Below are 23382 nucleotides of genomic sequence, written 5' to 3'. Positions count from 1 at the left end.
GATTACCGATATTTCTTTTTGGCTTTTTTTTTGGAAATAATAGAGATTTGATTGGAAGGGAGTTTTGAAAATGAATTTTTTGATTGAGAATAAATGGGCAATATTGGTAGGGCTTGAGGTGCTAGCGTGGTCATCAACCTTCTTACTGCTATATGCAAGATATGGTTTAAAATCGAACTTCTGGTTCAAGGTGGCGACGGTTCTATTTGCGTTAACCGGGGTGATTCCACAGGTGTTGATGGGAATCATCAATTTTATTTCAACGAAGAAAGTAGATTTGTTTACCTTAATCATTGTTTTGCTCATCATTTACGGTTTTACACTTGGGAAAAAGCAGGTTAAAAAGCTGGACTCCTGGGCCAAAGCGAAATTTTCAAAAGAAGAAAACCACCGTGCTTAATCGGTGGTTTTCTTTGTTTTCTTGATTAAAAAATAGATGGCTCCTAAAACAACAGCTGCAATAATAGTCGGCACTACATATGGCTGTGCAAATTCCTTAATATGTGACCAATTGCTGCCTAATACCTTCCCTAAATAAAGGAATAGAATAGTCCAAGGTAATACAGCAGTCACGGTGTAAAGTGTGAATTTTGAAACAGGCATTTTGGCGATCCCTGCGGGAATGGAAATCGCATGTCTGACGACAGGGATAAACCGAGCCGAAAAAATGACACCCGCCCCATATTTTCTAAACCATAGTTCGGCAAGGTCAATATGTTTCTTTTTAATAAGGACATATTTCCCGTATTTCTCTAAAAACGGACGACCGCCATAGTAACCTGCCCAATATAAAAACAATTGAGCAATCGTTCCACCTACCGTACCGGCAATAACGGATCCAACAAAATTGAGATGACCCTGTGAAATCATATAGCCGCCATAGCCTAAGACAATTTCACTCGGGATAATTTCTATCATTAACCCTAGAGCAATGCCTAGATATCCTAATTGTGATAAGAACTCTAAAATCGTTTTAATAAATTCAGTCATAACACACCTTCGCTTATGTATATTATTTCTTATTAGTGTATACCAGTTTGTCTTATAATGAAATAAATATGGTAATTTCCCTTTTTTTATACCCGTTTAATCAAAAAACAGCGGAAACCGCTGCCTATTACTTACTGACTTAACGCATTTTCAGATGAAAACATATAGGTTTTGTGATGAAAGCGGATGCTGTAAACAAGACCCATGGCGAACATATTCCCCATAAGTGAGCTGCCGCCATAGCTGATGAATGGCAACGGAATTCCAGTGATTGGCAGCACTTGGATGGTCATACCAATGTTTTGGAAGACATGAAAGGTAAGAACACTGATAATGCCTGCGCAGACATAAGTATTAAATGGGTCATTTGTATCTAAAGAAGTCTTGATTAAATGATAGATAAGTAGAAAGAAGAGACCAATCACAATACTGCCACCTACAAAGCCATACTCCTCGCCTATGACGCTAAAAATAAAATCAGTATGGGCTTCCGGGATATAAACCTCGCGATTGCCAAATCCCTTGCCAGAAATCAGTCCTGATCCAATGGCTCTTAATGATTTCATTAAGTGATAGCTTGAATCTGTAGCATGATTATATGGATCAAGCCAAGCATAAATTCGATTAAATTGATAGGTCTGCACATGGAGATATTTTTCAAGAAAGTCCGGTTTAATTAAAACAAGGTAGAATATAAGGGCTGCTAGGGAAGCGCCAGCACTGTATATCGGTAAAATAATTTTCCATGAAATCCCGGAAACAAAGATAAGCCCTGTTAGTATCGATAGGATAACGAGTCCTGTCCCTAGGTCTGGTTGAAGCATGATTAATCCTAGTGGTACTGCTGTTGTGATTCCTAATTTCAGAAGTAAAAAGAAATCGGTTGTCAGCGATTTATCTGGATGCTTTTCTTGGTGGGATGTAATAACACGACTTAAGGCCAATATTAAAAAGGTTTTGACGAATTCCGAGGGCTGAATCTGCCCGATACCTTTTATGATAAACCAGCTCTTCGCTCCATTTCTTACAGGAGCGATTGATTCTGGGGCAACGTAAACGGCAATTAGTAAAATAAGACCGAAGCCATATAAAAACCAGGAAAGCCGCTTATATTGATAGCCATCGATCAAAATGGAAACAGAAATGATCGCGGCTCCGACAATATACCAAGCGATTTGCATGACCACAAAATTTTTCCCATATTGTCCGGAGGCTTGGGCACTATAAATGGAGGCACAGCTAACAAGGAAAAAAAGAAATAATAATAAGGTTAACGTCCAATCAAAACGATCTGCTTTTTTCTTGTATTTTTCCATCGGACACACCCTCTTTTTCTCCAATTACAGTCGTCAATAGCCGCTATTGGAAACACTTTTCCCAACCTGTAATTTATTTCAGACTAGCAAAGAAATGGTTTGACTACAATACATTGAGGTAATCTATAACAATGCCTTATTAATATAACGAATTACCCAGCTGAAAGGTTTCATTTTCTTAATAAACGTAAATGGCGTTCCACGCCACCATCTTCTCTGGAAATACCACATCATTCAAAGACCAAGTCGAGCTTAATACACGCGGTGTGAGCACAGCTGAGCTTCACTTTCGGATATACTGATTCGTTTTTGCGTCGCTTCGCCCCTTTTCCTTACAAGCCATTACTACACGAGATGTTTTAAAAACATGGTCGCGATTCCAAAATAAGTGAGTAAGGAAAAAATATCATTTAAGGTTGTAATCAATGGTCCTGACGCCACCGCAGGGTCGATTTTTAAACGGTAAAGAATAAGCGGTATGATTGTCCCTGCAAGTGTCCCGATAATAAGGGTAAAGAAAAGGGAGACGCCGACAACTGCACCTAAAATCAGATTCCCCTGCCAGATATAAGCGATAATGGAAATTAGGACTGCGCACGTCACCCCGATTGTAATACCAACGCCAAGTTCGCGTGCAATTAAACGAGTAATTACTTTCTTGTCAATATCGTGAGAAATGAGTCCTCTAACAACGACTGCCAACGACTGGGTTCCTGTATTCCCGGTCATACCAGCGATCATCGGCATAAAAAACGCCAGTGCTACGACCTTCTGAAGGGTTTCCTCAAAGCTTGAAATGATTCTTCCAGAGATAAGTCCGATAAACAACAGCAAAATCAGCCATGGAAGCCGTCGTGCAGCCGCGACAAATGTCTTTGTTTCAAAATCAATCGATTTCCCTGATGCTGATAATTTTTCAATATCCTCATTAGCTTCCTTGATGACGACATCTATAATGTCATCGACAGTTACAATTCCGACAAGGACATTGTCCTCGTCGACGACCGGGATAGCTAAGAAGTCATACCGTTGTGCCATTTGCGCGACAATCTCTTGGTCGGTTGTAACCGCAACGGAAATGACGCGTTCATACATAATCATGCTGATTTTTTCCTCGGGCTCTGCTAAAAGTAAATCCCGATAGGAAACGACACCAACCAACTTCCGTGCTTCATCAGTGACATACAGGTAGTTAATCGATTCGGCAAATTCAGCGAAGATCTTAAATTTATCGACGGCTTCTCTAACGGAAAAATAGTCGCGAATCCAGACAAAGCGGTTTGTCATGATTCTACCCGCTGTTTCTGGAGGGTAATTCATAATACCTTTTACTGCATTCGATTCTTCTGTTTTCATCCCTGATAGGAGGGAAGCTTTTTTCTCTGGAGATAATTCATTTAACAACAAAGCTAGATCGTCATTATCCATTAAATCAAGGACTTTACTGGACTTCTCAATTCCAAGTATGTTCAATAGACCCAGCTGTTCTTCCTTCTCTAGCTCCTCCATGAGGTCGGCTAGGACGTCAACTTTTAAAAATAGGAGAAAACGACCTTTATGTTTCTCCGGTAGTTCTTCATAAATTTTCGCCACATCATAAGGCTGAAGTTCCTCAAGTATCGCTTCAAATTCCGTTTTTTTGTTTTCCTTTAATGTTTTGATAATATAAAGGTTAATTTCATCTTGTGACATATCTCTAATCAAACTTGTCACACTCCTTTCTTCCAGTGGATTGATAATAATTTTTTCAATAGTAAATAGATGAAAAATGATTGAAAACAATAAATAGTAGGCAGAACTATAAAATAGTATGTGTAATCAAGAAAAGAAAATAGCTATATTTCAAATTACTGCCGATAATTTGCAATCGAGAAAAGGGATGACCGCGATGTTAATCAAACTTATTATTTGTAAAAGAATTGAAATAAGCTTATTGACCTATTATTTGATAAAATAAGGAAGTACTGAAAATATTATTCGGCAGTTGGATGGAAACTGTCTTTTCTACATAAATTTTACAGTTGATCGGAGGAGTTTGGCTTTGAAAAAGCATCATCAAGACATACGGGATCTCATCTATGTCCATTTAAACCAAACAGACCAGTATGTATTGTCCTACGGTATCGAATTCGGTGAATTTGCTGCTGCTTTTTCAGGTTCATTAAATCAATTGCTGCTACTTGCACACCGCTTTGATGACGCTGATTTTAATATGCATACACAACTCGAATATTGTCCAGAAGAAAGAATTAACAAATTATCACAAGAAGATGTTTATGGGTACGGAAATTTCTGTTGGATTGATTTCATTGAGGAAGAAGTCTTGAATGAACTATCAGGCCAGGAAATAGCTGAATTACTATATCTAGGTCATCAAAAGACGCATTTAAAGGTGCCTTTTTATAATAAACTAGGCAACCGCTTTGTTTATCTGGCTCATGATGATGGCTGGTATAACAAAATCTATTACCGAAGCTTTAAGGATTTTTTCCATTTACTAAGTGAAGCGATTGCCGGCAAGCTAGGGGAGCTTAAGTTGGAAAAATCCATTCTCGGGATTAGGAAAAAACGTGTTTATCCACAAGTGAATAAGGAAATTTTGCTTTCGTTGACACCCTTCATCAAAGAAGGAATTTGTCTTTCTTTAAGGGATGCGGACCATCAACGCACACGGATTGAAATTCCCATTTGGGTGATTGGTGATTTCGCAAATATGGATGATATGTATGAGGAATACGAACAAATCTCCAATAAGCCCTGCCATGCCAAAATCATCTTTGATAAAAAAACAAAAGAATGGAAACTGAATCTCATTTAAATCTCTCCCAATCCGGAGAGATTTTTTTAAGAACAGGGAATATAGATTTCCTATCTTCATTAATTAAGTGTTAAAATAAAACCGTGAATGAGAAAATGGAGGTTTGTTTCGTATGAAAACAAAACTAGGTTTGTTATATGGAGGAAAATCCGCGGAGCATCAAGTGTCCTTACAGACAGCATTAGCGGTTATTAAAGCATTAGACCTTGAAAAATTTGAAATTCATCCTATATATATAAATGTTGAAGGGCGCTGGATTAAAGGACCTCAACTCACAGAACCGGTTGAACATGTGAAGGCATTAGAGTTTTCTGAAGGCAATCAACTTTCACCCTTATCATTGGCCCCAGCGCTATTTCAAGCGGAACAACAAGAAAGACAACCGCTTGATGTTATTTTTCCATTGTTGCATGGACCAAACGGTGAGGACGGAACGGTGCAGGGGTTATTAGAACTGTTAAACTTGCCGTATGTAGGAAATGGGGTTCTTGCTTCAGCTGCGGGAATGGATAAGGTAGTCATGAAAAATATCTTTGCGCAGGCGGGCCTCACGCAAGTGAACTATGTTGCTTTTATTAAAAGCGAATGGGAGTCTGCGAAGGAAGACGCTTATGCGAAGGTCGAAGCAGAACTTGGCTATCCTTGTTTTGTAAAGCCAGCGAATCTCGGTTCGAGTGTAGGGATTAGCAAATGCAGGAATCAGGCTGAGTTAGAGGCCGCTTTCGTGGAAGCTTTTCAATTTGACCGTAAAGTGATTATCGAAGAGGGTGTTGTTGCCCGTGAAATTGAGGTAGGGGTGCTTGGAAATGATGATCCGGAATGTTCTGTTGCCGGTGAAATCGTTCCGAAAAAGGACTTCTACGATTATAAAGCGAAGTATGAAGATGGTGAAACGGCACTCATCATCCCAGCTGAGATATCCGATCAGGAATATGAAGAATTGAAGGAAATGGCGATACGGGCGTTTAAAGCATTGGATTGCTCCGGACTAGTACGGGCCGATTTCTTTTTGACAAAGGAAGGCAAAGTGTTAATCAATGAGGTAAATACGATGCCAGGCTTCACACCATTTAGCATGTTCCCGCTTTTGTGGAAGCACACCGGGGTGGAGTATCCGCAATTAATTGAGCGTCTCGTTGGTCTTGCTCAAGAGAGACATGCGGTAAAGCAAAATATTAAATACACCTTTTAATCATGAGAATACAACAACGACAGACACGGCTAAGCGTCGTGTCCGTTTCTATTTTAGAAAAGCGGAAAGGCCCGGTTAGCGAAGCATAAAGTAATATATTTTGTTTAATTTTATAAATAGAGGAGGATCAGGATGATCAAACGATCCCTAAGGCAGATTGCCGCGATGATTTCTACCGAAAATGATAGCAGCTCTTATTCTGATTTGATGATCGAAGGAGTAACGATTGATTCCCGTAAAATAGCAGCAGGAAACTTGTTTGTTCCATTTAAAGGAGACCGTGTTGACGGACATAAGTATGTAGAGGAATCCATTCAAAGAGGAGCAGCTGCCGCCCTTTGGCAGAAGGATGTACCTAATCCGCCCATGCATTTGCCAATCCTTATTGTGGAGGACTGCCTTGCAGCCCTGCAGGAATTAGCACGAAAGTATCGGCAAGAATTGCCTGTTAAGGTAGTTGGAATCACGGGAAGTAATGGAAAAACAACAACGAAGGATATGACCGCCGGCCTTTTATCCATACAATATAAGGTGCAAAAAACAGAAGGGAATTTTAATAATCACATCGGTCTTCCGTTAACCGTTTTAGGCTTGAACGAGGACACAGAAATTGCCGTCCTTGAGATGGGGATGAGCGGTAGAGGAGAAATTGAATTCCTGACAAAACTTGCCCGTCCAGATGCCGTTGTCATTACAAATATCGGCGAATCCCATCTTCTTGACCTTGGCTCAAGAGAAGGAATAGCAGAAGCAAAGCTTGAAATTCTCCAAGGACTCAAGGAAGGTGGACTGGCTGTACTAAACGGTGATGAACCGCTTCTGATGGAACGGATTCAACAAAGTAAAGGGAATGTCCAAATTCAAACCTTCGGCAGAAGTGAAACCAATGATGTATACCCATTAGAAATCACCCAGATGGAACAAGGAAACAGCTTCAAAATCAATACATCACACGCGTCCTTTGAACTGCCGGTTCTTGGCACCCACAATATCTTAAATGCGCTTGCCTCGATGCTAATTGCTCATCATTTTTCAATCCCATTTGAAAAAATGAATGCAGGATTAGCAAGTATTAAGCTGACAAATATGCGAATGGAGCTTGTCGAAGGAAAGCTCGGGGAAAAAATTATTAATGATGCCTATAATGCCAGTCCGACTTCGATGACGGCGGCCATCGAATTAGTATCAAACCTCCAGGGATATAAGCAGAAAATTCTTGTTCTTGGTGACATGCTTGAGCTTGGCCCGCAAGAGGAACAATACCATTTGCAAATTGGCGAAGCCTTGAACGCAAATAAAATTGATTATGTGTTTACCTATGGTAGCTTAGCTGGACATATTGCGCGAGGTGCGGCTTCAGTTCTAGGAGAGAAAAGAGTGCTCGCGTTTACAGATAAAGCCGAGCTCATTCATGAATTAGAGCGTCGTGTAAATAAAAACACGTTGATTCTTGTAAAGGCTTCACGCGGAATGAAACTAGAGGAAATCGTCACTGCCTTACAAAAGAAGTAACGAAAAAAGAGCAAGCTCCTAAGCACGGGAATTAGACATTTCAAGAACTTCAATGATATAAATTTTGATATTATGAAAAAGTTGACCTAAATGGCAGGTGAGCAAGGATGATTGGCTGTTTATTTCTTCATGGCTTTACGGGTTCTCCTGATGAAGTAGAGCCGCTTGCCCGGTATCTGCAGGAAAGGACGGATTGGAAGTTGTCTGTTCCTACGCTACCTGGACATGGCGAACCTGGCTCTTTAAAGGGGATCCACTATCAAGAGTGGATTGATTGTGCTGAGGGAGAATTAAAAACTCTTATCGACACCTGTGATGAGGTATATGTGATTGGTTTTTCGATGGGAGGTCTGATTGCCAGTTTTCTGGCTGCACATTATCCTGTGGACAAGCTAATTCTGCTAAGTGCTGCTGCCTACTATATAAATCCACGGCAGCTGGCTCGTGATATTAAAAGGATGATTAAGGAATCTTTTAGTGGAAACTTGCAGGATAATGAATTATTTCTGCGCTATAAAAGAAAGATAATAGAAACCCCACTAACGGCAACATTACAATTCCGTCGGCTTGTTTCCTTTATTAGACCTATACTGCATCAGGTAGAAGTGCCGACCTTAATTGCCCAAGGGGAGCTTGACGGGATTGTGCCGCCCAAAAGTGCTGAATACTTGTATCGGACCATTGGAGCAAAACAGAAAAAGCTCATGCTAATAAAGCAATCGAATCATCTTATTTGTCACTGTGAGGAGAATACTGCCCTGTTTTCTCAAGTGCTGGAATTTTTGATGAAGCGGTAAGACCGGTTTCGGACTTAAGTAAACTTGTCTTTATTGCAATATACTAGCAATAGTGGTATGATAATCATCAACGTGTCTTAAGAACGATAAATAAAGGGCATACTCTTTTGGAGGAATGTCTTTTTTTTGGTAAAATAAACAAGAAGCTATTACCGCATTTTGATTTTGATGCGTGTGGAATATATTCAGCACTTTTGCAAAAATATTTTCAAATAGATGAAGGAGAATGAAAACATTGACGAAGTTTGAAGAATTAGGCCTAAGCCAGGCCACTTTAAAGGCTGTCCTCAAAATGGGTTTTGAGGAAGCAACACCAATCCAAGCAGAAACGATTCCATTGGGTTTGAAAAATATTGATTTGATCGGGCAAGCTCAAACTGGAACTGGTAAAACAGCTGCATTTGGAATTCCATTGGTAGAAAAAGTTGATACGAAACAGGATGCCATCCAAGGGATTATTATCGCGCCAACACGTGAACTTGCGATTCAAGTATCAGAGGAACTTTATAAAATTGGTTCCGGTAAAAGAGTTCGCGTACTCCCAATTTACGGCGGACAAGACATCAGCCGCCAAATCCGATCATTAAAGAAAGCACCTCATATCATTGTTGGTACTCCAGGACGTGTATTGGATCATATTAATAGAAAAACGATGCGCCTTGATACAGTTAACACAGTGATCCTTGATGAAGCAGATGAAATGTTAAACATGGGCTTTATTGAAGACATTGAATCTATCCTTGCTTCAACACCAGCAGACCGCCAGACGTTGCTATTCTCAGCAACAATGCCAGGACCAATTCAAAGAATGGCAGAAAAGTTCATGAAGGAACCGCAAATCGTTCGTGTTAAAACGAAAGAAATGACCGTTCCGTCGATTGAACAATATTACCTTGAAGTTCAAGAAAGAAATAAATTCGATGTGTTAACAAGACTTCTTGATATTCAATCACCGGAACTTGCGATTGTGTTTGGCCGGACGAAGCGCCGTGTCGATGAGCTATCAGAAGCATTAACCTTACGAGGATATACGGCAGAAGGGATCCATGGCGATTTAAGCCAGGCAAAACGTTTATCTGTCCTTCGTAAATTTAAAGAAGGAACGATCGATGTCCTTGTTGCAACAGACGTAGCCGCAAGGGGACTTGATATTTCTGGAGTTACCCATGTATATAACTTTGATATCCCTCAGGATCCAGAAAGCTATGTGCACCGTATTGGCCGTACAGGCCGTGCCGGTAAAAAGGGTATCGCATTAACCTTTATTACACCGCGTGAAAAGTCATATCTAGCAGTTGTTGAAAAAACAACAAAACGCAAGATGGAAAAAATGAAGGCTCCAACGCTTGATGAAGCATTAGAAGGCCAGCAAAAAGCGGTTGTTGAAAAAATTGTCCAAACGATTGAATCGAACAACTTACATTATTACAAGGCAGCAGCTCAAGAATTACTAGAAGAAAATGATGCATCAACAGTTATTGCGGCTGTTTTGAAAATGTTAACAAAGGAACCGGATACGACACCGGTTAAGCTAACGGAAGAACAGCTTCCACAAAAGAGAGACAGAAAACCGCAAGACCGTGATCGTCGCAGAAGAGACGATTCTAGAGGGTCGTATAGCGGGGATCGTAACAGAAAAAAGGCACCGGTCAAGCCAAGAAGTGGTGAAAAAAGAACTGGTGGAAAATCATCAAAACCAAGAAGCTTTAATCATCAATAAATAGAAAAGCGGAAGCGCCTTGATCAGGAGCGACCAGCACAAGAAAGAGCATGGACAACGTTGTCCATGCTCTTTTAATTAGCTCGAGAAGGTGTAACTCATGATGCTCCTTTTCCTACAATTTTTTTCTTTATATATCGCTTTATCGTTTCAATTAGTAAATAAAGTAAGGGGATACCTTGGATAACATAGGAATAGGTTGCCCATGAATCTTCATAAAAACTATTAAGAGATGTTGCGCCTTCTGAAATTTGTAAGGATAATGCGATCATCACAGCCGCTAGTGAAAAAGTCAGGGGACGGTGATCTTTTAAGTGGAATAGTTGAGTGAGAATTTGAACTGAAAGAAAGAAAAAAAGAGAAATTTTTAAATAAACAGTTGTAGACCAAATAGATATTAAAAAAGGATCTAAGTTTTCAATGAAATCAGCTATGCGAATATAACGAACCATTTCTAACATGGGGTAGGTTAAATGGCTGGCTAAATTTGGCCCGAATAGTAGTAATAAAAAAGCAATTTTAACAATGATAAATAGCAAGGACAGAAAAATTGCCCATGATGTTGATTTAAGCGTTTTACTTTTTTGGGTAAGATAAGGGAATATAAACACCAATACCATTACCTCTCCGAAAAAGGGCATGGTAGAGTAACTACCTGTAAATATCCCGTGCCCGCTATGGTTGGTAATAAAGGCCATCCAACGATCCCATTTCAATTCCTTTCCAATAAAAATGTTGTTCATTATATCGGCAATCAGGATAAGAAAAAATAATCCTTGAGCTGTTCGAAATAAGGTTTGAATTCCTAATCGTGCCGTTATCGCTACGACCAAGCCAAGTAAAGTACCAACTGCCCAGTTGGGTGTTGCCGATAGATAGGTTTGCACGATAAAATCTTCATATTCTCTTAGAATAGAGGCGCTTTTATGAAGAAAGTTATAGAAAAAGAATACCATAAAGATGATATGAATCCATTTGGGGAATATTTCTTTTCCATAGTTAACAAAAAATTCATTCGGTCTTCGATTGGCAAGCTTGATGACAAAATAGGCATAAAGGCCCCCAGTTACTCCATCTATAAAAAGGACCAGCAACGAATCGTATTGGGATAGCTCAATCAAATGACCAGCAAAAAACCCTACTAAGGTGGAGTAAAAAAAAAGGGTGAAAAAAAGTAACAGTTGATTCTGTGATATCTGCTCAGTTTTCAAGTTAATCCACCTAACCTAGAATTTTTTGTTGCAGTGGTTTAAATAGGAATAGAATCAAATCGTTGGGACTAGGCATTTGCTTGAAAACTACTGTAGCCATACAGTAAGAAAAAGAAACTCCCATAATACAAAAGACGATCCAGTACGTTCTTTTTTTACGATTTTTTTTCTTTAGATAGGCCATTTCGTAACCAACAATCAACAAGAAAAAGAGTATGATAATCATCATTAGCTTTTTTCCTTTATCCAAATTGGATTATTTTCTGCGCCAGGCCGTTTGATTTTTAAGTCTACATGAATATTTAACTTCACTTTATCATGATAGACGGAAGGCCAATCTTCTTTGACCTTTTTCCATATTTTCGGTTTGTACCATGATAAGTATGCACCGAATTGAAAAACATCTGCTTTTACTTCTTTGGACGCCTTAAAGGCCTTTTCAATCCTGTCCGTAATATCCTTTTCGGCTATTCGTTCTAACTGATAAATGTTCTTTGCATTTGTTACATCTATGTTGGATTGAGATTCTGAAATATCATCTTCGGCTGTTACATAAACATCAAACGTTAACGGGTTGTTCTTGGAGGGGCGGATTTTTGTCTTTGACCTTAAAACTAATAAACTAATATCCTTTTTGTCGGTAGGAGACTTAATGGTAACGACAGTACTTTTTATGGAGTTACGTAGCCATAAAGCTCCGTCGCCTTCCTTAGGATCGATCTTGCCAACCATTTTATAGTTATGAAACATTGCCATTCCTCCTGTGCCAACCCACAATTTCTCTTTCCCCATCTCACTAAGCATTTTTTTCTTTCCTTTTGTTAGTAAGCCAGCAATCATATCGCCATTCTCTGTTTCAAGGAAGTCCTTTGGTGTAGTATATAAGGTGATTTTTTCTTGGGTAAATTCTCGGACAATCTCACTTGGGAATTGTTCGAAAGCCGCAGCTAAATTTTCGATGTTTTTGGCTTTTCCTGGTGCAATCAATATGGCATTATTGATGTTTAATTTCGGTTCGCGGACAATAAATTCTAATATAGGTCCAATTCCTTCCTTTGCCATATCCTCGCTAATAACAATAATCCTTGCATGCCCCCAACTAATTTCTCGAGGTAAATCCAACTGCATTTTGTGATAGGCATCCGTAACCGTTTTTCCCATACTTGAGACTTGCGTATACGGATTACCCGTTGCTCCGACGCCGCCGATACCACCTGGAACAAGCCGATTGGGAAGTGGAAACGAAAGTGTTATCTCCATTTGGCCATCCTTGCCTTTGTCAACGTACATGGCTGTAACAAAGGAGCGGTCATTGATTTCATAACTTGACCAACAGCCTGTTAATAATAAGGTACTCAACACGATAGACCATTTTAGAGCTCTCATTAATCTTCATCATCCTCAGGCAATGATTTCTTGACCGTTAATCGATTTGAATCGGTTGTTCCGACAAATGACGGCCGGCGTTGCATGGACCACCAAGGAGCCCGTATAAATACATCCTTTAAATCGCTCGGACGCAAGGGGGCAGTTGGTGAAAGATAGGGAAGTCCAAAAGAGTTTATGCTCACTACGTGAATATAAATAAGAATACAGCCAATCATTAAACCAAAAATGCCAAATGAACCGGATAAAATCATAATTGGAAAGCGAAGTAATCGAATGGCAAACGCCAAATCATAGGCTGGAATAATAAATGATGCAATTCCTGTAAGGGAAACGATGATCACAATCGGGGCTGATACAATCCCTGCCTGCACGGCAGCTTGTCCAATCACCAAAGCGCCAAGTACTCCAATAGCCTGCCCGACAGCTTTCGGTGTACGGATTCCTGCTTCACGCAATCCTTCAAAGGCGACCTCCATAATAAACGCTTCCACTAAACCAGGAAACGGAACATATTCTCGAGAAGCAGCCACGCTAATTAATAAGGTGGTTGGAATCATTTCCGGATGAAACGTAGTAATCGCAATATAAAACGAAGGAAAAAGCAGTGAAACGACTAAATAGGCGAAGCGAAGCAACCGAATAATACTAGTAAGAAAATATCGCTGATAATAGTCCTCTGCAGACTGAATGTACATATAAAAACTAACCGGTACGATAAGGGGGATGGGGGTTCCGTCTACAAAAATAGCTGTTCTTCCTTCCAGCAAGGCTGCGGCAACGACATCTGGGCGTTCCGTCTTTTGTGCTTGTGGAAATGGTGATAATGGACTATCATCGATACACTCTTCCAAATAACTGCTTCCCAAAACGCCGTCGATTTCGATACGGTTTAACCTTCGTTTTACTTCTGCGATTAACTCTTCTTTGCATATTCCTTCGATATAACTAATGATTACCTTCGTTTTCGTATATTTTCCAATGAGTAACTGTTCCATTTTTAAGTTTGAAGATTTAATTTTTCGTCGGACCATCGTAATATTTGTATGAATATCCTCAACAAACGCTTCTTGTGGACCTCTAATTACGTTCTCGTTAGCAGTTTCACCTACCGCTCGCTTTTCAAAGCTAGTGAGCGGAATAGCTAGCATTCGACTGTCACCTTCGAAAAAGATGATTATTTTTCCATCCAATACAAGATCAGTTGCTTCTTTCATGTCTGTCAGAATACTGGTACACATCGTACTTATCGATTTTAGATCAAGTATTTTATGAATTAATTCCTTTCGAGATGAAGCGAAATTAGGTGAAACAATATACTTTAACACCTGATCGTCAAATACTTGTTGATTAACCATACACTGTACAAAGACGATTCCGCAGCGGGTCTTACAAGTAATTATTTCATGAAAGGTGATATCATCACTTTTCTGAAAGGTATCTTTAAACCATTTCAAGCGCACGTCAAAATCCTCTCCAAGAAATACTTGCTCGTTTGTTGTTCCTTGTTGAGACTTTTCCTTATTTTTGAATTTCGAGAAAATCGACATGTTCCTTCACTCCACGAACTTTTTTTTAGCTTTCCCTTTCTTTTTTATAATATTTTCCTTAGATAAATATTAGAGTCTCAACTAAATAAATTTGAGTGGTACTTTTGTTCGAACTATTTGTATACTAAACATATTGGAAGATTAATGAATAAGGAGGAAAGGCATGGTTTCCTATGGGTGGTATTCTCGGAAATAGAAAAAAGGGATGCAGCCGAATGTTAGGTCCGGTTACAATCCCTGTTATTTTTGAGTTAAAAATCCTAGGATGGCGATAATGAATATTGCTGCCCAAATCAGTACTTTCCAAGGGGATTGGAAGGAAATGGCCTTCCTCTTGTTTCCGGCCCAGTTTGCCGTGCTTTTGATGGAATCAGAAAAGTCCCTTTTATTAAAATAAGGAATCGCCCCAAGTAAAAAACCGCCAAAAAATCCGAACAGATGGGCAGTAATATTTATATTGGGCTGTAAAAAGGTCATAATCAAACTGATGACACAAAGGGTAAGAATAATTTGTGAGTTTTGCTTGGATAGCCAGTGTTTTCGAAACATGATGATGGCAATATAATAGCCAAACAGTCCAAAAATGGCACCGCTTGAGCCAACGTGGGTATAGGTTAATGGCTCAAGCAGAAGCGTGGCCACATTGGCGATCAGTCCGGAGAGAAGATAAACGAATAGAAACCTGCCACCGCCAAGTATGCGCTCAAGTGCCGGTCCAAATAACACAAGTGAAAAACTATTAAACAGCATATGAGTAAAGCCGCTATGCATAAAGATCGGTGTAATCAACCGCCAATATTCCCCTTCCATAATATAAAGGTTTACCCCTGAAAGGGTTTCAAAGAACCAATAGTTTGGGAAGATTGGTAAAACGGTTAACAAGTATAAGGCTAAATGAATGGTAATAATAGTAGAAACAACTGGATAAAAGCGAATAAACTCGCGAAAGCTTTCGGTTCTGGTAAACATGATAAACCTCCTTTCATTAACATCATAGACTTAATTTCTATCTTGTACACTAATATGCTAACAGAAATTTAATTAGAAGGAAGATGCATGATGATAAAAGGGATTGGGATTGATATTATAGAACTTTCCAGGGTGCAGGAAATCATCAACAGACAAAGGAAATTTGTTGACCGTGTGTTAACTAGTAATGAAAAAGGAAAGTTTGAAGAGTTATCGGAGCACAGGAAAGTTGAATTTTTAGCAGGAAGATTTGCAGCAAAAGAAGCTTTCTCAAAAGCGGCTGGGACAGGTATCGGGAAAGAACTGTCATTTTTAGATATTGAAATTGGAACGGACGATTCCGGGAAACCGTTTTTTGCAAAACCAGATGTTCCAGCCCATTTGTCAATCTCCCACAGCAGAGACTATGCTGTTGCCCAGGTTGTCATTGAGGAATAACATTTTTTAATAAATATAAAGAGCATGGCAACCTCATAAGCATATTCCCCTAGGTTGTCTCATATATTCATAGGGAAATAGGAGAGACAAGGTCAGCTATAATCCTTCACTACCTTTCTCTTCTTATAATCATATGAAATGAGACAAGAAGGGGTTGAAGGAATGAGGAAAAAGTTGTTGCTGCTTATGACAACACTGAGTGTCATCTTACTACTCGCAGCCTGTGGCTCTAAATCACAAGATGATGTGGTAAAGGAGTTAAAGAGTAAACAGGGGGACTTAACCAGTTACAAGGTGAAAGCAAAAATGACGTTGAAAATGGGCTCAGATTCACAGATTTATAACGTGGAAATTTGGCACAAAGATCCTACCTTCTATCGGGTGAATTTGAAAAATGCTGAAAAAGACCAAAGTCAAATGATTTTACGAAATAACCAAGGGGTATTTGTCCTAACTCCTGCACTAAATAAGAGCTTCCGTTTCCAAAGCGATTGGCCACAAAACAGCAGTCAGGCGTATTTGTATGAATCACTAATAAAGGATATCGTCATGGATAAAAGCGCCAAATTCTCTACCACGAAAGACTATTATATCTTTGAAACAAAAACCCGTTATCAAAATAATAGCATGCTTCCATTCCAAGAAATTAAATTGAATAAAAGTGACTTATCACCTGCCATTGTTAAGGTAATGGATCCCGACCGGAATGCTCTTGTAACTGTCGAATTTTCAAAGGTAAAATTTAATACGAACTTTGACAAGGACGATTTCGATATGAAGAAGAACATGACGCGTGCCCAGCTTGGGCTACCTGCCATGGCGAATGGTAAAGATAGTGCCTTTACCGTTAAGTATCCGACATTTGAACTTAAAGGGACGAAGTTTATTGGGGAAAAAGAAGTCAAGATTGAAGATGGGAAGAGGGTTGTCCTTACCTATGACGGTAAAAAATCATATACACTTGTTCAGGAAAAGGTAACGGTGAAGGTAGCATCTTCCACTCCAACCTATGTGGAAGGTGATATCGTTGACTTAGGTGTGACGATTGGTGCCGTTTCTGACCATTCAATTTCTTGGTCTCATGACGGAATAGATTACATGATTGCCTCGAAGAACCTTACCAAGAATGAACTGATTGAGGTAGCAAAATCGGTTCAAGGCGAAGCGGTTAAATAACATGATACATTTTGCAGACTCTTTAATAAGGGTCTGTTTTTTTATTAAGTTATATCGAAAGGCAGTTTGCGCTTTTCTGTGGAAAAGGGGCGGAGCGCCGCAAAAATGAATCACTTTAACCAGTTAAAGTGAAATACCCATTTCACTAGACGAAAGATGTGAAGTCTAGCTCTGCTCTCACCGCCTTTATTAGGTGACTACGGCTTGTTCTCTAAATTTATTTCCATGGTTGGGTTGGGAGTTGAGGCTCATGATAGTTTTTTATGGTAAAATGGGATAATGTTTTAATTAATATTAGGAAGTGGAAGTATGGACGAGCAGGGATATTTCTATCGAGATACATGGGCAGAAGTGGATTTAAATTGCATTTCTGAGAATGTTGCCCTTGTAAAAAAGCATCTGCCTCAGAATGTTGGCGTTATTGCGGTTGTCAAAGCAAATGCTTACGGCCACGGGGATGTTCAGGTAGCAGAAACCGCACTTACAGCAGGAGCGGTTTATTTAGCAGTTGCCTTTATGGATGAAGCGATGGCCCTAAGAAATAAAGGAATTAGCGCACCGATTCTTGTTTTAGGAGCAACGCGTCCAACAGATGCACACGTTGCGGTAAAATATAAGATCACCCTTACTATTTTTCAAGAGGAATGGCTGCAAGAGGCGAAAAAGCATATTCAAACAAATGAAAGACTGCTTATTCATATTAAAGTAGATACAGGGATGGGGAGAATCGGAGTTCGAAGCACAGATGAATTAAGAGCAATCGAGAGAATCGCGGCTGAAGATGAACGCTTCCATCTTGAAGGGATTTATACGCATTTTGCAACAGCTGATGAATTAGATACAACTTATTTTGAGGAACAGCTAGCTCGATTTGAACACATAGTCAGTGCATTGACGGAACGACCAAAGTATATTCATTCCAGCAATAGTGCAGCGGCCATCCGTTTTCCAAAGGCATATTTTAACACAGTCCGGCTGGGCATTGCCATGTATGGGTTAACGCCGTCACTTGAAATGGAAAAGGAAATTCCTTTCCCGCTAAGAGAGGCGTTTTCACTTAAGTCACGGCTTGTCCATGTGAAAAAACTGCAAAAGGGAGAAAAGGTTAGCTACGGGGCAACCTATGAAAGTACGGGAGAAGAGTGGATCGGCACTATTCCAATTGGATATGCAGACGGCTGGATCCGCAGATTGCAAGGGCAAGAAGTGTTAGTGGACGGCAAACGTTCGCCAATTGTCGGCAGAATTTGCATGGACCAATGTATGATTCTACTCCCATACGATGTTCCGGTTGGGACAACGGTGACACTCATTGGCGGGCAGGCGGAACAATTCATTTCAATTAATGAAATTGCTGAAAAACTTGATACGATTAACTATGAGGTACCATGTATCATTGCGAATCGTGTTCCGCGTCTTTACAAAAAAGGCGGAGAAATTGTCGATTTAAAAAATTATCTTCTTAACGATAAATAGGCGTATTTTTAGAAAATCGCACATATTTATGATATTGCGATGATTTTGTGCATAAAAGCAGCTTTTATTGGCTTATAATACAGTAGAATTATATTTAGTCTATGCATTAAGTGTGTTTAGTGTTATTATAAAATATGGTATAGATAAAGAAAACTCGCCGATTGGCGAAGACAAAGGTTTAGTTGAATTATGCTTTCGGAATTTAGGAAATAAATTCTGATTAGCGAAAAAATGGTGTGTAGTGATGGTGGAGGTGTATGTTTGTGTCTGAAATCGGCGCAACTACGGAAATCTTAGTGAAGTTACCGCAACATCTTTTAACTGAATTAGATGGTTTTGCTAAGCAAGAAAATGTAAACCGCAGTGAGTTTATCTATCAGGCAACAAAAATGTATTTGCGCGAACGAAAAAAGAGACAAATTCGCGAGTCCATGAGACGTGGATACATGGAAATGGCAAAGATTAATCTTGGGATTGCATCTGAAGCCTTTCAAGCAGAATATGAGGCAGAACACACAGTTGAACGTCTTGTAAGTGGGGGATAATCTTTTGATTGTCAAGCGTGGTGACGTTTATTTCGCGGACCTATCCCCAGTTGTTGGTTCTGAACAAGGCGGCGTCCGTCCTGTACTTGTCATCCAAAATGACATCGGGAATCGGTTTAGTCCCACAGTGATTGTTGCAGCGATTACAGCTCAAATTCAAAAAGCGAAGCTTCCTACTCATGTAGAAATTGATGCGAAGCGCTACGGATTTGAACGAGATTCAGTCATTCTGTTAGAGCAAATTCGTACAATTGATAAGCAGCGGTTAACCGATAAAATTACCCATCTCGATGATGAAATGATGGAGAAAGTGGATGAAGCCTTGCAGGTAAGCCTAGGTCTCATCGAATTTTAGTTTAAAACACGCTCTTTTTAGAAAGAGCGTTTTTTCGTACATATCCTGACCTAATAATTCTGCTTAAAGGCAAGCTATTGCAGCTTGCTTTTCTTTTGCGTGGAAAAGGGGCGGAGCTGGTTCGTTTAATGAAACGACGAGGCTATTTTGATACAATAAGAATATTATCGGAATGGAGGATTGTTTTGTGAATGATACAGTCGTAAAAGATGATCAGCTGTTAGGTAAAATTGCCACTGAACAAGCGATTTCCTATAAACAGGTGAAAAGTGTTATTTCGTTATTGAATGAAGGCAACACCGTACCATTTATTGCGCGGTACCGTAAGGAAATGACGGGTGCCCTTGATGAAGTGCAGATACGAAACATCATGGACCGCTGGCAGTATATCCAGAATCTTGAACAAAGAAAAGAAGAGGTTCTTCGCATCATTGCAGAACAAGGAAAATTAACAGCTGAACTGAGTCAATCCATCACGAAGGCAGAAAAACTTCAAGAGGTTGAAGATTTATATCGTCCATATAAACAAAAAAGACGAACAAAGGCGACTATTGCTAAAGAAAGAGGTTTAGAACCGTTTGCAAAATGGCTGATGACATTCTCTAAAGAAAGCATCGATGAAAAAGCACGGGAATTTCTATCGGAAGAAAAAGAAGTCCTTACAATAGAAGATGCCATTGCCGGCGCGAAAGACATCATTGCTGAATGGGTATCGGATGATGCTGATAGCCGCAAATGGATTCGTAAAGAAACATTTAGATCAGGTGCTGTTGTTTCTGTAGTGAAAGATGCAGAAAAAGACGAGAAAAATGTTTACGAAATGTATTATGAGTATGAAGAGCCAGTAAACAAAATTGTTCCCCATCGAAGCCTTGCCTTAAATCGTGGGGAAAAGGAAGATATTCTTCGGGTTTCAATTAAAATGAATTCCGATTTAATTATGTCTTATCTCGCGAAAAAGTGGATCCAAAAGGACTATTCTCCAGCAGCACCTGTTGTCAATGAAGCGATTGAGGATAGCTATAAAAGATTAATTCAGCCCTCAATCGAACGGGAAATTCGCAGTGAGTTAACGGAAAAAGCCGAAGAACAAGCAATACATATATTCTCTGAAAACCTAAGAAATTTGTTGCTTCAGCCACCGTTAAAAGGAAAAGTAGTCATCGGTGTCGACCCTGCTTACAGAACAGGATGTAAATTAGCGGTCGTTGATGAAACAGGTAAGGTGTTGAAAATCGATGTTATCTACCCGCACCCGCCAGTTTCAAAAACAAAAGAAGCGCGCGAAAAGTTTATAAACCTTCTGCGTGAATATAAAGTAGAAATGGCAGCTATCGGAAACGGCACGGCCTCACGAGAAACAGAGCAGTTTGTTGCAGATATTTTAAAAGAAATGAAGGATGAAATCTTTTATCTAATCGTAAATGAGGCCGGTGCCAGTGTTTACTCAGCCTCTGATTTGGCAAGGGAAGAGTTCCCGAATTTCCATGTTGAAGAAAGAAGTGCCGTCTCAATTGCCCGCCGTTTGCAGGATCCGTTAGCTGAATTGGTGAAAATAGACCCGAAATCCGTAGGGGTCGGCCAGTACCAGCATGATGTTTCCCAGAAGCGGCTTTCTGAATCCTTGCATTTTGTCGTTGAAACAGCGGTTAACCGTGTTGGTGTCAATGTGAATACTGCGTCCTCCTCGCTTTTGCAGTATGTTGCTGGGCTAAATAAAACAGCTGCAAGCAATATTGTTAAAAAGCGCGAAGAGGAAGGGAAATTTACTAGTAGGGTTCAATTAAAGAAAGTACCGCGTCTTGGTGCAAAAACCTATGAACAGGCCATTGGTTTCTTACGTGTCCTGGATGGAAAGCAGCCGCTAGACCGAACGGGAATTCATCCGGAAAATTACGATGAAGTGAAGAAGTTATTGGCGAGTCTTGGTCTTACAACCGATGACCTTGGTTCAGAAGAGTTGAAGGCTGCCCTTAGCGGTCTTGAATTAAAATCTGTTGCCGGAGAACTTGCCATTGGTGAATTAACCTTAAAGGACATTATTGATGCCTTAGTAAGACCGGAACGAGATCCACGCGATGATTTACCACGTCCTCTTCTGAAAAAAGATGTTCTAAAGCTGGAGGACTTGAAAGCAGTCATGGAGCTTCAGGGGACCGTTCGCAATGTTGTTGACTTTGGTGCATTTGTCGATATTGGTGTAAAACAGGATGGACTTGTGCATATTTCAAAGCTGAGCAATCGATTTGTAAAACACCCATTGGATATTGTATCTGTTGGTGATGTTGTTACGGTTTGGGTAGACTCAGTCGATATGAAAAAAGGTCGAGTGGCATTGACTATGCTGGCGCCATCATAGACAAGGGAAAACACTGCATTTAGGAGCAGTGTTTTTTTCTGTAAAAAAACCAGCATTGATTTAATAGCTTGATCTGATAGCGGTCCTTCTCATAGAAAGCTCTTTGCATTTGGTTTTGCAACCAATTTGGCATTAGTAAAACCTCCCGAAAAATACATCATCGTTAAAGGTATATACAATATATGCTATAATAGGTTGTCACGTTCGCTAAGAAAGTGAGGGCCTCTAAAATGGAAGAGAGACAACTCCAATCAATGGTTGAAAAGATATCGGTTGCTTCATTTGGAAAACCGTTTAAGCATCAAGCAATGTTTAATCCTAGATTAAGATCAACGGGAGGAAGATACCTTCTTGGCACGCACAATATTGAAATAAATAAAAAGTATTTAGAACAGCTCGGTGAGAAAGAATTGATCGGGATTATAAAGCATGAGCTTTGCCATTATCATCTTCACCTTGAAGGAAAGGGCTATCAACATCGAGACCTAGAGTTTAAACAATTATTGAAAAAAGTAGGGGCGCCGCGTTTTTGCACACAACTCCCTGATATGAAAATGAAACATACACAGAAAAAAATCTTAATATATCAGTGCGCAAAATGTCAGCTTTCATATAAGAGAAAAAGAAGCATTGATACAAGCAGATATGTGTGCGGAAAATGTAGAGGTAAATTGTTAAAAGTTAAAGAAGAAATCCTGTTATAACAGTATAAATTGGAAGAAACCTTTATCGAAAAAGGATATTGACTTTCGCCTTTTTCGTCTTTATAATGTAAAGAGTCGATAAGGTAACTACCTTATTGTATTGAATTTTTCCGCAGTAGCTCAGTGGTAGAGCTATCGGCTGTTAACCGATCGGTCGTAGGTTCGAGTCCTACCTGCGGAGCCATTTCGGGGAAGTACTCAAGAGGCTGAAGAGGCGCCCCTGCTAAGGGTGTAGGTCGGGTAACCGGCGCGAGGGTTCAAATCCCTCCTTCTCCGCCATAAAAAAACGGCCCCTTGGTCAAGCGGTTAAGACACCGCCCTTTCACGGCGGTAACACGGGTTCGAATCCCGTAGGGGTCATCAGGAGCGGGGAATGATTTCGAGTTCATTTCCTGTTTCTTATTCTTGTTATATATTGGGCTATAGCCAAGCGGTAAGGCATCGCACTTTGACTGCGACATGCGTTGGTTCAAATCCAGCTAGCCCAGCCATTTCTTTTTTTGAGTTTATAATTATTAATTTGCGGGTGTGGCGGAATTGGCAGACGCACCAGACTTAGGATCTGGCGCCGCAAGGCGTGGGGGTTCGACTCCCTTCACCCGCACCAATCATTTCCACTTGCGTTAAAATGAATAATCTGTTATGATTATTTTTGTCGCTAATTATTATGCGGTCGTGGCGGAATGGCAGACGCGCTAGGTTGAGGGCCTAGTGGGGGCAACCCCGTGGAGGTTCAAGTCCTCTCGGCCGCACCAAAAAAAGTTGTTGACATGCCAGACTGAGCATGATATGATTTAAAAGTTGTTTTTAAAAAATGCGCCCGTAGCTCAATTGGATAGAGCGTCTGACTACGGATCAGAAGGTTGTG

The 23382-nt window shown here is 40.0% G+C and carries 22 protein-coding genes and 6 tRNA genes; 19 read left to right on the top strand and 9 right to left on the bottom strand.

Annotation, left to right across the window (positions count from 1 at the left end):
• Positions 1–70 precede the first annotated feature (70 nt).
• Positions 71–400 (top strand): hypothetical protein, encoded by a 330-nt coding sequence (locus RTR43_RS21745; protein WP_312475160.1) that lies wholly within the window; start codon positions 71–73, stop codon positions 398–400.
• On the opposite strand, the gene uptA is transcribed toward RTR43_RS21745, so the two are convergent.
• The 3 genes from uptA to mgtE all read right to left on the bottom strand — a co-directional run bounded on the left by uptA (position 397) and on the right by mgtE (position 3998).
• Positions 397–990 (bottom strand): undecaprenyl phosphate transporter UptA, encoded by a 594-nt coding sequence (gene uptA, locus RTR43_RS21740; protein ID WP_312475158.1) that lies wholly within the window; start codon positions 988–990, stop codon positions 397–399. The two genes, RTR43_RS21745 and uptA, sit on opposite strands and share 4 nt — an antisense overlap.
• Before the next feature lie 131 nt (positions 991–1121).
• Positions 1122–2306 (bottom strand): FtsW/RodA/SpoVE family cell cycle protein, encoded by a 1185-nt coding sequence (locus tag RTR43_RS21735; protein ID WP_312475156.1) that lies wholly within the window; start codon positions 2304–2306, stop codon positions 1122–1124.
• Positions 2307–2651: 345 nt separating this feature from the next.
• Positions 2652–3998 carry a magnesium transporter gene (mgtE, locus tag RTR43_RS21730; RefSeq protein ID WP_396954611.1) on the bottom strand — a complete coding sequence of 449 codons (1347 nt, stop codon included), beginning with the start codon at positions 3996–3998 and terminating at the stop codon, positions 2652–2654.
• Between the two features lie 349 nt (positions 3999–4347).
• On the opposite strand from mgtE, the gene RTR43_RS21725 reads away from it, so the two are divergent.
• The 5 genes from RTR43_RS21725 (at position 4348) to cshA (ending at position 10345) form a co-directional block, all read left to right on the top strand.
• Positions 4348–5124: a hypothetical protein gene (locus tag RTR43_RS21725; protein WP_312475152.1), complete on the top strand. Its 777-nt coding sequence runs from the start codon at positions 4348–4350 to the stop codon at positions 5122–5124.
• A 112-nt stretch (positions 5125–5236) separates the two neighbouring features.
• The gene (locus RTR43_RS21720; RefSeq protein ID WP_312475150.1) at positions 5237–6316 is read left to right on the top strand and encodes a D-alanine--D-alanine ligase; all 1080 of its coding nucleotides are present in this window, start codon (positions 5237–5239) and stop codon (positions 6314–6316) included.
• Positions 6317–6448: 132 nt separating this feature from the next.
• Positions 6449–7828, top strand: a complete 1380-nt coding sequence (locus RTR43_RS21715) for a UDP-N-acetylmuramoyl-tripeptide--D-alanyl-D-alanine ligase (protein ID WP_312475147.1) — start codon at positions 6449–6451, stop codon at positions 7826–7828.
• Positions 7829–7935: 107 nt separating this feature from the next.
• Positions 7936–8625, top strand: a complete 690-nt coding sequence (locus tag RTR43_RS21710; protein WP_248734836.1) for an alpha/beta hydrolase — start codon at positions 7936–7938, stop codon at positions 8623–8625.
• 235 nt (positions 8626–8860) lie between these two features.
• Entirely contained in the window at positions 8861–10345 is a 1485-nt protein-coding gene (gene cshA / locus RTR43_RS21705; protein WP_312475142.1) for a degradosome RNA helicase CshA, read from the top strand.
• A 98-nt stretch (positions 10346–10443) separates the two neighbouring features.
• On the opposite strand, the gene RTR43_RS21700 is transcribed toward cshA, so the two are convergent.
• From RTR43_RS21700 to RTR43_RS21680, 5 genes are all read right to left on the bottom strand, one after another.
• The gene (locus tag RTR43_RS21700) at positions 10444–11556 is read right to left on the bottom strand and encodes a GerAB/ArcD/ProY family transporter (protein ID WP_312475140.1); all 1113 of its coding nucleotides are present in this window, start codon (positions 11554–11556) and stop codon (positions 10444–10446) included.
• A 10-nt stretch (positions 11557–11566) separates the two neighbouring features.
• Positions 11567–11785: a hypothetical protein gene (locus RTR43_RS21695; protein ID WP_312475138.1), complete on the bottom strand. Its 219-nt coding sequence runs from the start codon at positions 11783–11785 to the stop codon at positions 11567–11569.
• Positions 11785–12942 (bottom strand): Ger(x)C family spore germination protein, encoded by a 1158-nt coding sequence (locus RTR43_RS21690; protein ID WP_312475136.1) that lies wholly within the window; start codon positions 12940–12942, stop codon positions 11785–11787. The genes RTR43_RS21695 and RTR43_RS21690 overlap by 1 nt, the downstream gene beginning before the upstream one ends.
• Complete coding sequence (locus tag RTR43_RS21685; protein ID WP_312475134.1) at positions 12942–14492, bottom strand: spore germination protein; 1551 nt, start codon at positions 14490–14492, stop codon at positions 12942–12944. The genes RTR43_RS21690 and RTR43_RS21685 overlap by 1 nt, the downstream gene beginning before the upstream one ends.
• Positions 14493–14732: 240 nt before the next feature.
• Positions 14733–15461 (bottom strand): rhomboid family intramembrane serine protease, encoded by a 729-nt coding sequence (locus RTR43_RS21680; RefSeq protein ID WP_312475132.1) that lies wholly within the window; start codon positions 15459–15461, stop codon positions 14733–14735.
• Between the two features lie 90 nt (positions 15462–15551).
• On the opposite strand from RTR43_RS21680, the gene acpS reads away from it, so the two are divergent.
• The 6 genes from acpS (at position 15552) to RTR43_RS21650 (ending at position 21810) form a co-directional block, all read left to right on the top strand.
• On the top strand, positions 15552–15899 hold the full coding sequence (acpS, locus tag RTR43_RS21675) for a holo-ACP synthase (RefSeq protein WP_248734833.1): 348 nt from the start codon (positions 15552–15554) through the stop codon (positions 15897–15899).
• A 162-nt stretch (positions 15900–16061) separates the two neighbouring features.
• Positions 16062–17075 (top strand): LolA family protein, encoded by a 1014-nt coding sequence (locus tag RTR43_RS21670; protein WP_312475130.1) that lies wholly within the window; start codon positions 16062–16064, stop codon positions 17073–17075.
• Between the two features lie 309 nt (positions 17076–17384).
• The gene (gene alr / locus RTR43_RS21665; protein WP_312475128.1) at positions 17385–18551 is read left to right on the top strand and encodes an alanine racemase; all 1167 of its coding nucleotides are present in this window, start codon (positions 17385–17387) and stop codon (positions 18549–18551) included.
• A 263-nt stretch (positions 18552–18814) separates the two neighbouring features.
• Positions 18815–19096 carry a CopG family ribbon-helix-helix protein gene (locus RTR43_RS21660; RefSeq protein ID WP_248734830.1) on the top strand — a complete coding sequence of 94 codons (282 nt, stop codon included), beginning with the start codon at positions 18815–18817 and terminating at the stop codon, positions 19094–19096.
• 4 nt (positions 19097–19100) lie between these two features.
• On the top strand, positions 19101–19451 hold the full coding sequence (gene ndoA / locus RTR43_RS21655) for a type II toxin-antitoxin system endoribonuclease NdoA (RefSeq protein WP_007083556.1): 351 nt from the start codon (positions 19101–19103) through the stop codon (positions 19449–19451).
• A 172-nt stretch (positions 19452–19623) separates the two neighbouring features.
• Positions 19624–21810 carry a Tex family protein gene (locus RTR43_RS21650; RefSeq protein ID WP_396954610.1) on the top strand — a complete coding sequence of 729 codons (2187 nt, stop codon included), beginning with the start codon at positions 19624–19626 and terminating at the stop codon, positions 21808–21810.
• A gap of 19 nt (positions 21811–21829) precedes the next feature.
• Here RTR43_RS21650 and cmpA read toward each other — a convergent pair whose 3' ends face one another.
• Positions 21830–21943 carry a cortex morphogenetic protein CmpA gene (gene cmpA / locus RTR43_RS21645; RefSeq protein WP_312475113.1) on the bottom strand — a complete coding sequence of 38 codons (114 nt, stop codon included), beginning with the start codon at positions 21941–21943 and terminating at the stop codon, positions 21830–21832.
• A gap of 97 nt (positions 21944–22040) precedes the next feature.
• Here cmpA and RTR43_RS21640 point away from each other — a divergent pair, with 97 nt between their 5' ends.
• From RTR43_RS21640 to RTR43_RS21610, 7 genes are all read left to right on the top strand, one after another.
• The gene (locus RTR43_RS21640; protein ID WP_312475111.1) at positions 22041–22514 is read left to right on the top strand and encodes a SprT family protein; all 474 of its coding nucleotides are present in this window, start codon (positions 22041–22043) and stop codon (positions 22512–22514) included.
• A 109-nt stretch (positions 22515–22623) separates the two neighbouring features.
• Positions 22624–22698, top strand: a tRNA-Asn gene (locus RTR43_RS21635).
• Between the two features lie 4 nt (positions 22699–22702).
• Positions 22703–22793, top strand: a tRNA-Ser gene (locus RTR43_RS21630).
• A gap of 9 nt (positions 22794–22802) precedes the next feature.
• A tRNA-Glu gene (locus RTR43_RS21625) sits at positions 22803–22874 on the top strand.
• A 56-nt stretch (positions 22875–22930) separates the two neighbouring features.
• A tRNA-Gln gene (locus tag RTR43_RS21620) sits at positions 22931–23005 on the top strand.
• Positions 23006–23036: 31 nt separating this feature from the next.
• Positions 23037–23121 (top strand) — tRNA-Leu (locus RTR43_RS21615).
• A gap of 62 nt (positions 23122–23183) precedes the next feature.
• A tRNA-Leu gene (locus RTR43_RS21610) sits at positions 23184–23269 on the top strand.
• Positions 23270–23382 lie beyond the last annotated feature (113 nt).

The sequence above is a fragment of the Neobacillus sp. genome, assembly GCF_031988165.1.
GTDB lineage: Bacteria > Bacillota > Bacilli > Bacillales > Cytobacillaceae > Neobacillus > Neobacillus rhizosphaerae.
The sequence above is the reverse complement of the archived record's forward strand: the minus strand, read 5'-3'. Positions and strand labels throughout refer to the sequence as shown.